This window comes from Paenibacillus artemisiicola (genome assembly GCF_017652985.1).
Classification (GTDB): Bacteria; Bacillota; Bacilli; order Paenibacillales; family Paenibacillaceae; genus Paenibacillus_Z; species Paenibacillus_Z artemisiicola.
The window spans coordinates 1-12749 of record NZ_JAGGDJ010000056.1 but is presented as its reverse complement, the minus strand read 5'-3'; the positions used below and the strand labels follow the sequence as shown (position 1 = coordinate 12749).

Here is a 12749-nt window from a genome sequence, read left to right as displayed (position 1 = left end):
CCGAATGCGAGCTGCGCGTCAACACCCCGTCAGAGGCAAGACGGCGCGGGGGTTGTCCCCTCGGCGTCCATTTGCAGTTGTCGCTTAACGCTGCGCGATCGGCGTGACTTTCTGATCGACCGGACCCGTGTATTCCGCGCGCGGGCGAATCAGGCGGTTGTTATCGTATTGCTCCAGAATGTGGGCGGTCCATCCCGATGCGCGGCTGATCGCGAAGATCGGCGTGAACAGGTCGCGCGGGATGCCGAGCGTCGTATAGACGGAGGCGGAGTAGAAGTCGACGTTCGGCTTCAGTCCTTTTTGGCCCGTGACGATCTCTTCGATTTTGACGGACGTTTCGTACAGCTCCATGTTGCCCGTCAGCTTGCCAAGCTCGCGGGACATCTTTTGCAGATGCTTCGCGCGCGGATCGCCGTTCTTGTACACGCGGTGGCCGAAGCCCATGATTTTCTCTTTGTTCGCCAGCTTCTCGTTGATGTAAGGCTCGACGTTGCTGAACGAGCCGATCTCTTCGAGCATGACCATGACCGCTTCGTTTGCGCCGCCGTGCAGCGGGCCTTTGAGCGCGCCGATCGCGGACGTAATGCCGGAGTAGATGTCCGACAGGGTCGCGACGGTGACGCGCGCCGCGAACGTCGACGCGTTCAGCTCGTGGTCGGCGTGAAGGACGAGCGCTTGGTCAAGCGCTTTGACCGCGACTTGATCCGGCTCCGTGCCGTTCAGCATGTACAGGAAGTTGTGCGCGATGGACGTGCCTTGCTTCGGCGCGATCGGCTCTTTGCCGTCGCGGATGCGCGCGAACGCGGCGATCAGCGTCGGAATTTGAGCCTGGATCTTGATGGCTTTGCGCAGGTTGGCTTCCTTGGACATATCGTTCGCCTGCTCGTCGTAGAGCGCCAGGCTCGAAACGGCCGTGCGCAGAGCGGCCATGGAATTGGTGTTTTTCGGATAAAGCTTCAGGCTTTCCAGCACGCTTGCCGGTACAGCCGCGTATTCGCCGATTTGCTTCAGGAGCCCGTTCAGCTCGGATTGGCTCGGAAGTTTGCCGTACCAGAGCAGGTAAGCCACTTCTTCGAACGTCGCGTTCTCCGCCAAATCGTCGATGTTGATCCCGCGGTAAGTCAGAACGCCGTCGATGATCGAGCTGATCGAGGAGGTCGTGGCGACGATCCCTTCCAGTCCTTTGGTTACTGTCATGTTTCTCTCTCCTTTAGCACTTTTTATTTAAAAAATGCATTGTACGTTTTAACAATAGTTGGATTCGAGTTCCGTATCGTCGTATTTAATCATATCGGATTTCGATGCGGAAGGAAACAAAACAAGACATAAAAATGCTTTATCGGCATCATAAAAGCTTTTTTCCCGCGTAAAAACGGCGTTTCCGGGTGAAATCCTTCCATGATTTTACCCAGAACAACAGGCTTTTACCCTCCGGCTTCAAATAAAAACCGCTTTGTTGTAGGCAGCGGCAAATGGTAAAATGTGCGGTAGCGATTACACAAGCGGCCGCGAAGGAGGATACCCGCACTATGACAGAACAACGCATCGGCATCATCGATATCGGCTCCAACTCCGTCCGCCTCGTCGTCTACGAACGGACCGCGGGCGGCGCCAACCGGGTCATCGACGGCAGCAAACGGGCTGCCCGGCTCAGCGAGCACGTGGACGAGAACGGCGCCCTGCCCGAAGGAACCGTCGACGAACTGGTCGACATGGTCAATCATTTCCGCCTGATCTGCGCCCATCACAAAACGGGCATGATCCGCGCCGTCGCGACGGCCGCCATCCGCAATTCCGCCAACCGCGACCGCGTGCTCCGGCGGATCGAGGCCGAAACCGGGCTGCCGATCGAGCTTATCTCCGGCGAGCAGGAAGCCGGCTACGGATTTCTCGGCATGATCAACACGATGCCCGTCCGGGACGGGTTCCTGATCGACATCGGCGGCGGCAGCACGGAAGTGTCCCTGTTCAAGGACCGAAGCCTCGTCCAGGCCGTGTCGTTCCCGTTCGGCTGCGTCTCCCTAACCCGGCAATACGCCAAGAACGGCATGCTGTCCGACCAGTCCCTGAAGGAGCTGGAGCAGCATGTCGAACAAGCCGTCGCCCGTCATTCCTGGCTTAAGCAGGCTTCGGGGCAGCCGCTCGTCGGCGTCGGCGGCACCGTCCGTTCGCTCGGCAAAATGCACCAGGCGTACGTCAAATACCCGTTCGAAAGCACGCATAACTACCCCATCGCGGGCGATGCGGCCGGCGAGCTGTTCGAGCTGCTCCGCAAGCTGCCGATCGGCAAGCGCAAAAATTTTCCCGGCTTGTCCAAGGACCGCGTGGACATCATCGTGCCCGGCTTGGCCATCCTGCGGACGATCTTCCGCGCGGTCGGCGCTTCGCATTACGTGATTTGCGGCGCCGGCCTGCGGGACGGACTGTTCTACTCCACCCGTTTCCCGGACAAGCCCCGGCTCGACGACGTCGTCTCGTACAGCGTGAACAATCTGGCCGCCCTGCACCCGGAAGCGCCGCTGCAGCATACGTCGCAAGTCAATCGGCTCGCGCTCCAGCTCGCAGAGCTTCTCTGCCCGAGGCTGGCGGACGCCGGCAGCGCCAAGCTGTACCTCGACATCGCGTCCACGCTCCACCGGATCGGCGCGAGCATCGACTATTACGATTACAAGAAGCATACGTTCTATCTCATGATCAACTCCCGGCTGAACGGCTTGTCCCACCGGGAACTGCTCATCTGTTCCCTGATCGCGTCCTACAAAAGCAAAAACCGCGTGAAGCAGACGGCCGTCCTGTACAAGCCGCTGCTCACCGAGGACGACATCGCGCTCGTCGCCCTGCTCGGCATGCTGCTACAGCTCGCGATCGCGCTCGACCGCAGCGAGACGCAGGCCATCGGCCGTCTCGAGGCCGAAGCGGCGGACGGCGCGCTTCATCTAAGAGCGGTACGGGCGAACGGCGCTCTGGCCATCGAACGGAAGGAAGTCGACGCGCTGGCCGGCGATTTCAAGAAGCTGTGGGGCTTGTCTCCGGTTCTCTACGCGCCGGATCTCCGCTGATCAATATTTCCACCTGCGGATGTTGGTCGCCTGGAACTGGCTCCGCAGCGGCTGGAGCTCGTTGTGGACCGGCTCGTAGCTGCCGTTCGACGTCAGCTCCCGCGCTTTCGCGTTGTCGTTCAGGTTCATGCGCAGCACGTTCATAAGCACGCCGCGGAGCCGAGCGTCGAAGACCGGGCACATCAGCTCGATCCGGCGGGTCAAATTCCGCGTCATCCAGTCGGCGCTGGAGAGGAAGAGCTCCTCGTCGCCGCCGTTATGGAAATACATGATCCGGGAATGCTCCAGAAACCGGTCGACGATGCTGATGATCCGGATATTCTCGCTCAAGCCCGGCACGCCGGGACGCAAACAGCATACGCCGCGGACGATGAGCTCGATCTTGACGCCCGCCATGGACGCCTCGTACAGCTTGTCGATCATTTCCTGATTCGACAGGCTGTTCATTTTGGCGATGATGTGCGCCGGCCGCCCTTCCGCCGCATGCGCCTTCTCGCGGTCGATCAGCCCGAACAGCTTCTGCCGCAAATCCGTCGGCGCGACGCCGAACGCCTGCCATTCGTACGGCGACGAATAGCCGGTGATTTCGTTGAACAGCGCGGAAGCGTCCGCCCCGATGACGGGATGGCTCGTGAAGAGGCCGATGTCCGTGTACAGCTTGGCCGTGTTGTCGTTGTAATTGCCGGTGCCGACATGGACGTAGCGGCGCAGCATGCCCTGCTCCCGGCGAACCACGAGCGTGATTTTCGCATGGGTCTTCAATCCTACGAGACCGTACACGACGTGGCAGCCGGCTTTCTCCAGCTGGCGCGCCCAAGCGATGTTCCGTTCCTCGTCGAACCTCGCTTTCAATTCCACGACGACGGTCACCTGCTTGCCCGACTCCGCGGCCAGCGCCAGCGCCTGCACGAGCGCGGACTGGCCGCTGACCCGGTACAGCGTCATCTTGATCGCGAGCACATTGGGATCCTGCGCCGCGTCCATGACGAAGTCGGTGACCGCTTCGAACGACTCGTACGGATGATAGACGAGCACGTCCTCCTGCCGCAATACGGCGAACAGGTCGTCCGTCTCCTCGAATTCGTGCGGGTACACCGGTTCGATCTTGGGATAGCGCAGCGTCTCGTATCCGTCCAGCGAGCCGGCGAAGCGCATCAGGAAGCTGAGGTCGAGCGGTCCGTCGATCTCGAAAAGGTTCTCCCCGAGCTCGAGCTCCTCCTTCAGCATTTGCAGCGAGAACGCATGCATCCCTTTGACGTATTCCAGGCGGACCGGAAGCCCCCAGCGCCGGCGGCGCAGCTCCTTCTCGATCTCCTCCAGCAAATCCTCCGCGCCTTCCTCGTTGAGCGTCAAATCGGCATTTCGCGTCAAACGGAACGGATCGACCGCGATCGTCGTATATCCATTGAACAGCGTGGCGATATGGCGTTCGATCAGATGCTCGAGCAGCACGAATTCATGCTTCTTGCTGTTGACCCGGCCCGGGACCTGCACGAAACGCTGCAGAATCGACGGCACCTGCACGATCGCGAAGAACGGCTCTTCTTCGGGCTCCGGCTGCTCGCCGCGGCCGAGGAGTACGGCCAGATATAGCTCCTTGGAGTGCAGCAGCGGGAACGGGCGGCTCTGGTCGACCGCCATCGGCGTCAGCACCGGAAACACGATTTCGTGGAAATATTCGTCGACCGCCCGAAGCTGCTGCGGATTCAATTCGTCGAGCGCGCGGAAGCAGATGCCCTCGCGCGTCAGCCCCCGCAGCACTTCGCGGTAGGTCCGGTATTGATCCGACACCATCTGGCCGGTACGTTTGATCAGCCTTTTCCATAAGCCGGCGGGCGTGTAGCCCGTGAAATCCCGTTTGGAATAGCCGGCTTTCATCAAGTCTTGAATGCCCGCGACGCGGACGCTCATGAATTCGTCCAAATTGCTCGACACGATGGCCAGAAACTTGGCCCGCTCGAGCAGCGGATTTTCGGGATCCTGCGCTTCTTCCAGTACTCTGCGATTAAACTCCACCCAGCTTAAATCGCGGTTCAAATAGGGCGACATGATTTTGTTCATCAGACCAGGATCCTCCCAACGTAGATATCCATTCTATTATGTAGGGCCAATGTTTCTCGCATATTAAAAGTTTGTAAAACGGGCGTAAAGGAAGTGACGCCGGACTTATTTTTTGGTAAAGGCCATACTCGCTATGCTACAATTATACAATATTGTATCAGGAAAAATCGGCCGCTTAAACCTGGAGGAGTGTTGCTGTCTATGGATCGTGTCGTCTGGAAACGGGTATGGCGCGCCGCGCTGGTGCTGGCGCTGCTGGTGCTCTTCGTGCTCGCCGTCATTTACGTCACGCCGCTCGTGTATCCCTTTCTGTTAGGATGGCTGCTCGCGTATGCGATTAATCCGATCGTCAACCTGCTTAACCGAAAATTAAAAATTCCCAGATGGCTCGGCGTCTCGGTCTCGCTCCTCGTCTTCGCCGTCGCGATGCTGACGATCGTCTCCGCGCTCGTCACGCGCATCGTCGTCGAGATCATCGCGCTCTCCAAGTCGCTCAGCAGCAACATCGATTGGTGGCGGGACCAGTTCGAGTACGTCATGAACAAGCCGGAAATCCAGAACCTGATCGAGAAGATCACGTCCTTCTACCAGGATAATCCCAACTACCAGGAACCGATCAACAGCCGCATCTCGGATACCGCCAATCTGCTCGCCCAGACGAGCACCAACATCGTAACGTACTTCCTGAACGGCATCGTCAGCATCATCACGTCGCTTCCGAACGTCGCCACCATCTCCGTCGTGGTCCTGCTTGCCGCCTTCTTCATCAGCAAGGACTGGCGCCGGCTCGGCCAGCGGACGTCCGCCTGGTTCCCGCAGGGCATCCTGCAGTCCGTCTCCATCGTCTGGAACGAGCTCAAAAAGGCGTTGTTCGGCTACCTCCGCGCCCAGTTCATCATGATCTCCATTACCGCCATCGTCGTCACTACCGGCCTGCTCATTATCGGGGTGAACTACGCGATAACCATCGGCATGCTCATCGGGCTCGTCGACCTGCTGCCGTACCTCGGCGTCGGCGCGGCCATGGTGCCTTGGATCGCCTACACGTTCATCTATGGCGACGTCAAGCTGGGGATCTCGCTGTCCGTCCTCTACGGCATCATCCTCGTCGCCCGCCAGACGATCGAACCGAAGGTGCTGGCGACGAGCGTCGGCCTCGAAGCGCTCCCCACGCTCATCGCGATGTTCGTCGGCCTTAAGCTGTTCGGGGTGCTCGGCCTCATCATCGGGCCCGTCTCGCTCGTTATCCTCACCACCGTACATAGGGCCAACGTCTTCCGAGACCTCTACGGCTTCATCGTCCGAGGGCCCAAGTAACCGCAAGGATAGCCGCGAACGCACGCAAACCAAAGACCTGCTTCCTTCGCGAAAGCAGGTCTTTTTGCATGCCGTTCAAGTTGGGCGATGCGAGACTATGGCGCCATCTTCCGCACGCGTGCCTTAGCGGCGGCGGATGACGAACGAACCGTTTCGGACCTTCTTCTCCAGCCACCGGTACAGGAGCATCCGATAGAAAGGCCGCGTCATCGGGAGCAGCAGCGTAATGCCCACGATATCGGAGAAGAAGCCCGGAAGCAGCAGCAGCAGACCGCCGATAAGCACGCAAATGCCGTTCAGCATGGCATGACCGGGCGGCCGGCCGCTCTGCAGCTGCGCCTGTACGTCGGCGAACGCCTTGCGTCCTTCGCTGCTCGCCAGCTTGGCGCCGAGAAAGCCGGTCAGCAGAATGAGGCCGAACGTCCACCAGCCCCCGATGAGATGCCCCATCCGGATAATGCCCCACAATTCGATCGCCGGAATGACGATGATCGCCGCAACGAGCCATTTTAGCATGTTCGCATTCCTCCTTGGCTTCCTGACGTTGACGGTCTACGCACGCGCGCGGGCTTCGAGCATCGCGTAAATCCCGGGCAGCGCCTTGTCCAGCCGGGCCGGCCGCCAATCGCGGTTCACCCAGACGTGGCGCGTGCCGCCTTTGACCAGCAGCTTCCCGGGCGGTTCGGGGCAGTCCCAGAAGAGCGGGTACGATTCGCCTTCCCCGATCAGCCGCACCTCGGAGCGAAACGCCATCCGGACCGGCGACAGCGCGTCGATCCGCGTGCAGATGAGCACCTGATCGTCGTACCGTGCCGGCGAGACGTACGTGCAGTCCAGGTCGACGACCGGCAGCAGCAGCCCCTGTTTCTCGATTTCGCTGTAAGGCATGCCCAGCGACCGCACGAGCTCCGTCCGTCCGATCTCGAACCAGGTCACGTAATTCCCGTAGAACACGACGCCCATTTGGTCGCTTTCCTGATACCGTACCCGAAGCGGGTGCAAATGCCAGCGGCAAGCCGCGGCGGTGGTTTCCTGCGCCATCGTTATTCTCTCCTTACTTGAACGAAAAGCGACGGCGCTTACCGCGCCATCGCTTCTCTATACGTGCTATGCCGTTGCCGGGTTGCTTACGATTACATGACCTTGGCTTGTCCGGAGTAAATGACGCCCATCTCGGCGTACACCGTCACTTCCATGCCGTCGTGCAGCAGCTCCAGCGCGTTCGGCACGCCGAGGATGACCGGGATGCCGAGGTTAAGCGCCACGATCGCCGCATGGCTCGTGATGCCGCCTTGCTCGGTGATGACGGCCGCCGCCTTCTGAATCGCGGGCATGTACTCCCGGTCCGTCGTCGACGTCACCAGAATCGTGCCTTCGGTCGTCTTCGCGACGGCTTCCTCCGGCGTGCGGGCCGTCACGACTTTGCCCGTCGCGCTTTGGGTGCCGATGCCTTGGCCCTTCGCCAGCATTTCGCCGATCGTGTGGATCTTGATCAGGTTCGTGGAACCGGAACGGCCGACGGGCACGCCCGCCGAAATAATGACCGTGTCGCCCAGCTTCACGAGGCCGGAATTGATGCCGCCTTGAACGGCGATGTCGAACATCTCGTCCGTCGTTTGCGCCGGCGTACCGAGAGACGGAATGACGCCCCAGATGAGGGCCAAGCGGCGCATGACTTGCTCGTTCGGCGTGACCGCGATGACCGGCGATTTCGGACGGTATTTGGATACCATGCGCGCCGTATAGCCGCTTTCCGTCGAGGTGATGATCGCTTTGGCGTTCAAGTCGAGCGCGGAATTCGCCACGGCTTGGCTGATCGCTTCCGTCACGGTCGTTTGCTGCGCTTGCGCCTGCTTCGTGAAGATCTCGCGGAAATCAAGCGCCGACTCCGCGCGCATCGCGATGCGGGACATCGTCTGCACGGATTCCACCGGATACTTGCCCGCGGCCGTCTCGCCGGAGAGCATGATCGCGTCGGTACCGTCGAAGATCGCGTTCGCGACGTCGCTCGCTTCCGCGCGCGTCGGGCGCGGATTGCGCTGCATGGAATCCAGCATTTGCGTCGCCGTGATGACCGGCTTGCCGGCGCGGTTGCACTTCTGGATCATGTTTTTCTGAACGAGCGGCACCTCTTCGGCCGGAATTTCCACGCCGAGGTCGCCCCGCGCGACCATCAGGCCGTCGGACACTTCCAGAATCTCGTCGAGGTTGTCGACGCCCTGCTGGTTTTCGATTTTGGAGATGATCTGAATATGGCTCGCGTTATGCTTCTCCAGCAACTCGCGGATCTCGAGCACGTCCGTCGCTTTGCGCACGAACGATGCCGCGATGAAGTCGATGCCCTGCTCGATGCCGAACACGATATCGCCCGCGTCCTTCTCCGTGATGCCCGGGAGCGAGATATGCACGCCTGGAACGTTGACGCCCTTCTTGCTCTTGATCGGGCCGCTGTTCACGATGCGGCACTTGATCTCCGTGCCCTGCACGTCTTCGACCGTCAGCCCGATCAAGCCGTCGTCGATCAGAATCGTCGAACCGACGTGGACGTCGGCCGGCAGATTGGAATACGTGACCGGAATCCGGTCGCGGTCGCCCAAAATTTCTTCCGTCGTCAGCGTGATCGTCTCGCCCTGGTTCAGCTCGATCGGCTCTTCCTTCAGCTTGCCGAGACGGATCTCGGGGCCTTTGGTGTCGAGCAGGATCGCGACGTTCTTGCCCAGCTCCCGGCTGGCTTGTCGGATGTTCTTGATCCGGTTGCCGTGCTCTTCGAAATCGCCGTGCGAGAAATTCAGACGGGCGACGTTCATGCCCGCGTTAATGAGCTTTTTCGTGTTTTCCAGCGATTCGCTGGAAGGGCCGATCGTACATACAATCTTTGTTTTGCGCATGAGTGGTTTCCATCCTCCGTGATTCCGTCTACGAATATTGGGTTGTCAAACTTGAGCGGACTCGGCTTCCGCCGCGGGCTCCGGCGCTTGCGCGGCCGGCGCCGGCGTACGGTAGGCGCCGACCTTGCGAAATTTATTGTAACGGTCCGTAATCAGCTCGTCCGGGGTCATGCGGGACAGCTCCGTCAAATGGCGCCACACCGCTTCCTTGATCGATTCGGATTGCGCCGCCAGATCGCGGTGCGCGCCGCCCTGCGGCTCCTCGATGATCTCCTCGATGATCCCGAAGCCGAGCAGGTCGCCGGCCGTAATTTTCATGACTGCCGCCGCTTCGTCCGCGCGGCCCGCGTCCTTCCACAGAATGGAAGCCGCGCCGTTCGGCGAAATCGCGGAATAAATGGCGTTCTCCAGCATCAGCACGCGGTTGCCCACGCCGAGCGCGAGCGCGCCGCCGCTGCCGCCTTCGCCGATGACCACGCAGATGATCGGAACGCCGAACGTGGCCATCTCGCGCAAATTGCGCGCGATCGCCTCGGATTGTCCCCGCTCTTCGGCGGTGTTGCCGGGATAGGCGCCCTTCGTGTCGATGAACGTCACGATCGGGCGGCCGAATTTGTTCGCCTGCTGCATGAGGCGCAGCGCCTTGCGGAAGCCTTCCGGGTGCGGACTGCCGAAGAAGCGCGCGATGTTGTCCTTCGTGTCTTTGCCGCGCTGATGGCCGATGACCGTGACCGGCACGCCGTTCAGCTTGGCGAGGCCGCCGACGATCGCCAGATCGTCCGCGAACAGCCGGTCGCCGTGAAGTTCGATGAAGTCGGTAAAGATCTCGCCGATGAAATCCAGGGATGTCGGGCGGCCGTGATGGCGCGCCAGATGCATCTTCTGGGCGGGCGTCAATTCGTTGTACAGGTCTTCCTGAAGCTGTTTGCAGCGCTCCTCGAGGCGGGCGATTTCATCGCTGAAATCGATGCCCGATTCCTGGCCGAATTTTTTCAGCTCTTCGATTTTCTTTTGCAGTTCGTTCAGCGGTTTCTCAAAGGGCAGTTCACCCGCCATGAATCCAATCCCCTTTCTCGGCATGCATATCCAGCAGTTTGGTCAGCATCGGCTTCATTTCCTTGCGGTGCACGACTTTGTCCAGCTGGCCGTGCTGCAGGTTGAATTCCGCCGTCTGGAAGTTGTCCGGCAGCTTCTGGCGGATCGTCTGTTCGATGACGACGCGGCCCGCGAAGCCGACGAGCGCGCCGGGCTCGGCCAGGTTGAAGTCGCCGAGCATCGCGAAGCTGGCGGACACGCCGCCGGTCGTCGGGTCCGTCATGACGGAAATGTACAAACCGCCGTCGCCCTGGAATCTCGCGAGCGCGGCGCTTGTCTTGGCCATCTGCATGAGGCTGAGGATGCTCTCCTGCATCCGGGCGCCGCTCGACGTCGAGAAAATGAGCAGCGGCACCTTCTTCGCGTGGGCTTGTTCGATCGCGCGCGCGATCTTCTCGCCGACGACCGAGCCCATGCTCCCCGCGAAGAAATCGAAGCTCATGAAAGCGGCGACGACCGGCAGTCCGCCGATCGTCCCTTCTCCGGTCACGACCGCGTCGGTCAGGCCGGAGCTTTTCTTTTGCGCTTCCACTTTGGCGGCGTAGCCGGGAAAACCGAGCGGATCCTCGGAGGAGAGGTCCGCGTCGAATTCCGTCAAGCGGCCTTCGTCAAGCGTGATCGCGATCCGCTCCCAGGCGCTGAGCCGGAAGTGATAGCCGCAGCTCGGGCACACCTTCAGGTTCTTCTCGATTTCCTTGCTGAACTGAATGTTGCCGCACTTCGGGCACTTGGACATCAAGCCCTCCGGAATTTCCGGTTTCGTGCGGGGCTGGCCCGAAGGAATCGTGGCGTATTTTTTTTTATGGAATAAGTCCTTGAACACGAGTGACACCTCTTTGGGAGCGCGATAGTTTAACTTTCACGGTGCGCCCGGTCGCGGCCGCCGTCATCGCGGACGGCGTTCGGAAACGCGAACGCTTCCGGCAACGCGGCCGGCGCCCGGAAACGCCGAAGCTATGGTTAACGCTGCGAGTTTAAAATATGGTTCAGCACTTCCTGCACTTCTTCCAGTTCGCCAGATGGGACCAATATTTCGTACTGCTGCTTCGAAACGTTGATCGGTCTTATCTTTACGAGAAACCCTTCCTGGGTCAGCCGGTTTTTGATGCTCTCCGCAATTTTTGCCGTCGGCGCGATATAGATAACCGTCCACATGAAAGGAACCTCCTGAGCCGCTATTAAAGGGGCATCTGTACGCACATGGAGAACCATGGCCGCGATATAAACTCTCGTTATCTGGGCATATGATGTCATAATGATACCATATGTTTAGATTCCATCGCAACGCCGCCCCCTTCGGCCCCGCCGTTCCCGCCGGAAGTCTCCCATCGCGTGTCAATTCGTCTGGTCGGCGATTTCGTATCGGACGGCCTTCGGATCCTGGTGCGCGATCCGCGCGGAAGCCGCGGCCGCGAGACCGGCGACGAGGTCGTCCAGAAAAACGTGGACGTGCTTGCCTTTCTCGTTCAGCTTGCGGATGATGCCCGGCTTCACCTTGTCGAGGTAGCCGAAGCTCGTAAGGCCGATCATCCCGTAGACGTTCGTGATGCCGAGCGCGAGCGTCTCGTCGACGCCGTACAGCGATTCGTCCGCTTCCATGATCGCCTGCAGCGGCTCCGGAAGCAGCTTCCGCTCGGCCAGCTCATCCAGCGCGATCCCCGTGAACAGCACGTACTGCACCTCGCGCTTCCCGAGCACGTGCAGGACGCTCTCTTCGCATTCTTGGTAAGTCAGGTCCGGATTATAAGGGCGCTGCAGCGAAAATACGATATCCGCCACGTCGCTCACCTCGACGCCTCGCCGGTTCAGCCATTTTTCCATGTTGGACGACATGCCCATCCCCCCGCATCGGCTTGTACGAAACGGCCCGTCCAGGGCAGCCGGAAGACCCGGCGCGCGGGCGGCGGCCGATCTCGCGCAAGCTTCGAAAATGCGGAGCCGTCAGTCAATCTAGCTCCGTGTCTCCTAAATGTATGCGGAGTTGCGGAAACATGTGCATGCCGGAAAATTAAAGATCGCCCCTGAACGGACGGGCGTCATTTCACGATGGCGGAGCCTTTGCCGAAGAGCGTTTCGATGCCCGCCAGCAGCTGCTGCGACGGCTTCACGCGGAACGCGTCGCTGAGCGCCACGGTCCGCCCTTCGCGCTCGTAGAACAGCACGGTTTCGAGCGGCCCCGGGCTGCCCGTCAGCAGCGACTTCAACCGCTCCAGCGCGCCGGCTTCCTCGCGGCCGGCGGCGATTTTGACGTACAGCCGCTGCGCGCGCTTCGCCGGCGGAGCCGGGCGCGCATGGCCCGCGGCGCCGCCGTTCGCGGCCGCCGGGCGCT

12 protein-coding genes are annotated in these 12749 nt (G+C 60.6%); 2 read left to right on the top strand and 10 right to left on the bottom strand.

From position 1 onward, the window contains the following. Positions 1-84: 84 nt before the first annotated feature. Complete coding sequence (gene citZ / locus I8J29_RS29880) at positions 85-1197, bottom strand: citrate synthase (RefSeq protein WP_208850967.1); 1113 nt, start codon at positions 1195-1197, stop codon at positions 85-87. 332 nt (positions 1198-1529) lie between these two features. Between citZ and I8J29_RS29875 the strand changes: the two genes are divergently transcribed. Continuing rightward, complete coding sequence (locus I8J29_RS29875; protein WP_208850966.1) at positions 1530-3059, top strand: Ppx/GppA phosphatase family protein; 1530 nt, start codon at positions 1530-1532, stop codon at positions 3057-3059. Here the strand turns inward: I8J29_RS29875 and ppk1 are convergent, their stop codons facing one another. Further along, positions 3060-5120 (bottom strand): polyphosphate kinase 1, encoded by a 2061-nt coding sequence (gene ppk1 / locus I8J29_RS29870; RefSeq protein WP_208850965.1) that lies wholly within the window; start codon positions 5118-5120, stop codon positions 3060-3062. A 201-nt stretch (positions 5121-5321) separates the two neighbouring features. Between ppk1 and ytvI the strand changes: the two genes are divergently transcribed. After that, positions 5322-6437 (top strand): sporulation integral membrane protein YtvI, encoded by a 1116-nt coding sequence (gene ytvI / locus I8J29_RS29865; protein ID WP_208850964.1) that lies wholly within the window; start codon positions 5322-5324, stop codon positions 6435-6437. A 123-nt stretch (positions 6438-6560) separates the two neighbouring features. On the opposite strand, the gene I8J29_RS29860 is transcribed toward ytvI, so the two are convergent. From I8J29_RS29860 to I8J29_RS29825, 8 genes are all read right to left on the bottom strand, one after another. Further along, on the bottom strand, positions 6561-6953 hold the full coding sequence (locus I8J29_RS29860) for an FxsA family protein (protein WP_208850963.1): 393 nt from the start codon (positions 6951-6953) through the stop codon (positions 6561-6563). A 36-nt stretch (positions 6954-6989) separates the two neighbouring features. After that, positions 6990-7478 carry an acyl-CoA thioesterase gene (locus I8J29_RS29855; protein WP_208850962.1) on the bottom strand — a complete coding sequence of 163 codons (489 nt, stop codon included), beginning with the start codon at positions 7476-7478 and terminating at the stop codon, positions 6990-6992. Between the two features lie 92 nt (positions 7479-7570). Continuing rightward, positions 7571-9325: a pyruvate kinase gene (gene pyk / locus I8J29_RS29850; protein ID WP_090640892.1), complete on the bottom strand. Its 1755-nt coding sequence runs from the start codon at positions 9323-9325 to the stop codon at positions 7571-7573. Positions 9326-9370: 45 nt separating this feature from the next. Next, entirely contained in the window at positions 9371-10381 is a 1011-nt protein-coding gene (locus I8J29_RS29845) for an acetyl-CoA carboxylase carboxyltransferase subunit alpha (protein ID WP_090640890.1), read from the bottom strand. Beyond that, entirely contained in the window at positions 10371-11243 is an 873-nt protein-coding gene (gene accD, locus I8J29_RS29840) for an acetyl-CoA carboxylase, carboxyltransferase subunit beta (protein WP_208850961.1), read from the bottom strand. Before accD ends, I8J29_RS29845 begins: the two co-directional genes overlap by 11 nt. Before the next feature lie 137 nt (positions 11244-11380). Beyond that, positions 11381-11575 (bottom strand): glutamate decarboxylase, encoded by a 195-nt coding sequence (locus I8J29_RS29835; RefSeq protein WP_090640888.1) that lies wholly within the window; start codon positions 11573-11575, stop codon positions 11381-11383. 180 nt (positions 11576-11755) lie between these two features. Further along, positions 11756-12253: a phosphatidylglycerophosphatase A family protein gene (locus I8J29_RS29830; RefSeq protein WP_208850960.1), complete on the bottom strand. Its 498-nt coding sequence runs from the start codon at positions 12251-12253 to the stop codon at positions 11756-11758. Positions 12254-12456: 203 nt separating this feature from the next. Continuing rightward, positions 12457-12749 (bottom strand): hypothetical protein (locus I8J29_RS29825; RefSeq protein ID WP_208850959.1); only part of this gene is annotated, 293 nt, incomplete at its 5' end.

Coding starts and splice junctions, on each gene's coding strand:
- ytvI (WP_208850964.1), top strand. CDS start 5,322: ATGGATCGTGTCGTCTGGAAACGGGTATGGCGCGCCGCGCTGGTGCTG.
- pyk (WP_090640892.1), bottom strand. CDS start 9,325: ATGCGCAAAACAAAGATTGTATGTACGATCGGCCCTTCCAGCGAATCG.
- ppk1 (WP_208850965.1), bottom strand. CDS start 5,120: ATGAACAAAATCATGTCGCCCTATTTGAACCGCGATTTAAGCTGGGTG.
- I8J29_RS29875 (WP_208850966.1), top strand. CDS start 1,530: ATGACAGAACAACGCATCGGCATCATCGATATCGGCTCCAACTCCGTC.
- I8J29_RS29830 (WP_208850960.1), bottom strand. CDS start 12,253: ATGTCGTCCAACATGGAAAAATGGCTGAACCGGCGAGGCGTCGAGGTG.
- I8J29_RS29835 (WP_090640888.1), bottom strand. CDS start 11,575: ATGTGGACGGTTATCTATATCGCGCCGACGGCAAAAATTGCGGAGAGC.
- I8J29_RS29845 (WP_090640890.1), bottom strand. CDS start 10,381: ATGGCGGGTGAACTGCCCTTTGAGAAACCGCTGAACGAACTGCAAAAG.
- I8J29_RS29860 (WP_208850963.1), bottom strand. CDS start 6,953: ATGCTAAAATGGCTCGTTGCGGCGATCATCGTCATTCCGGCGATCGAA.
- citZ (WP_208850967.1), bottom strand. CDS start 1,197: ATGACAGTAACCAAAGGACTGGAAGGGATCGTCGCCACGACCTCCTCG.
- I8J29_RS29855 (WP_208850962.1), bottom strand. CDS start 7,478: ATGGCGCAGGAAACCACCGCCGCGGCTTGCCGCTGGCATTTGCACCCG.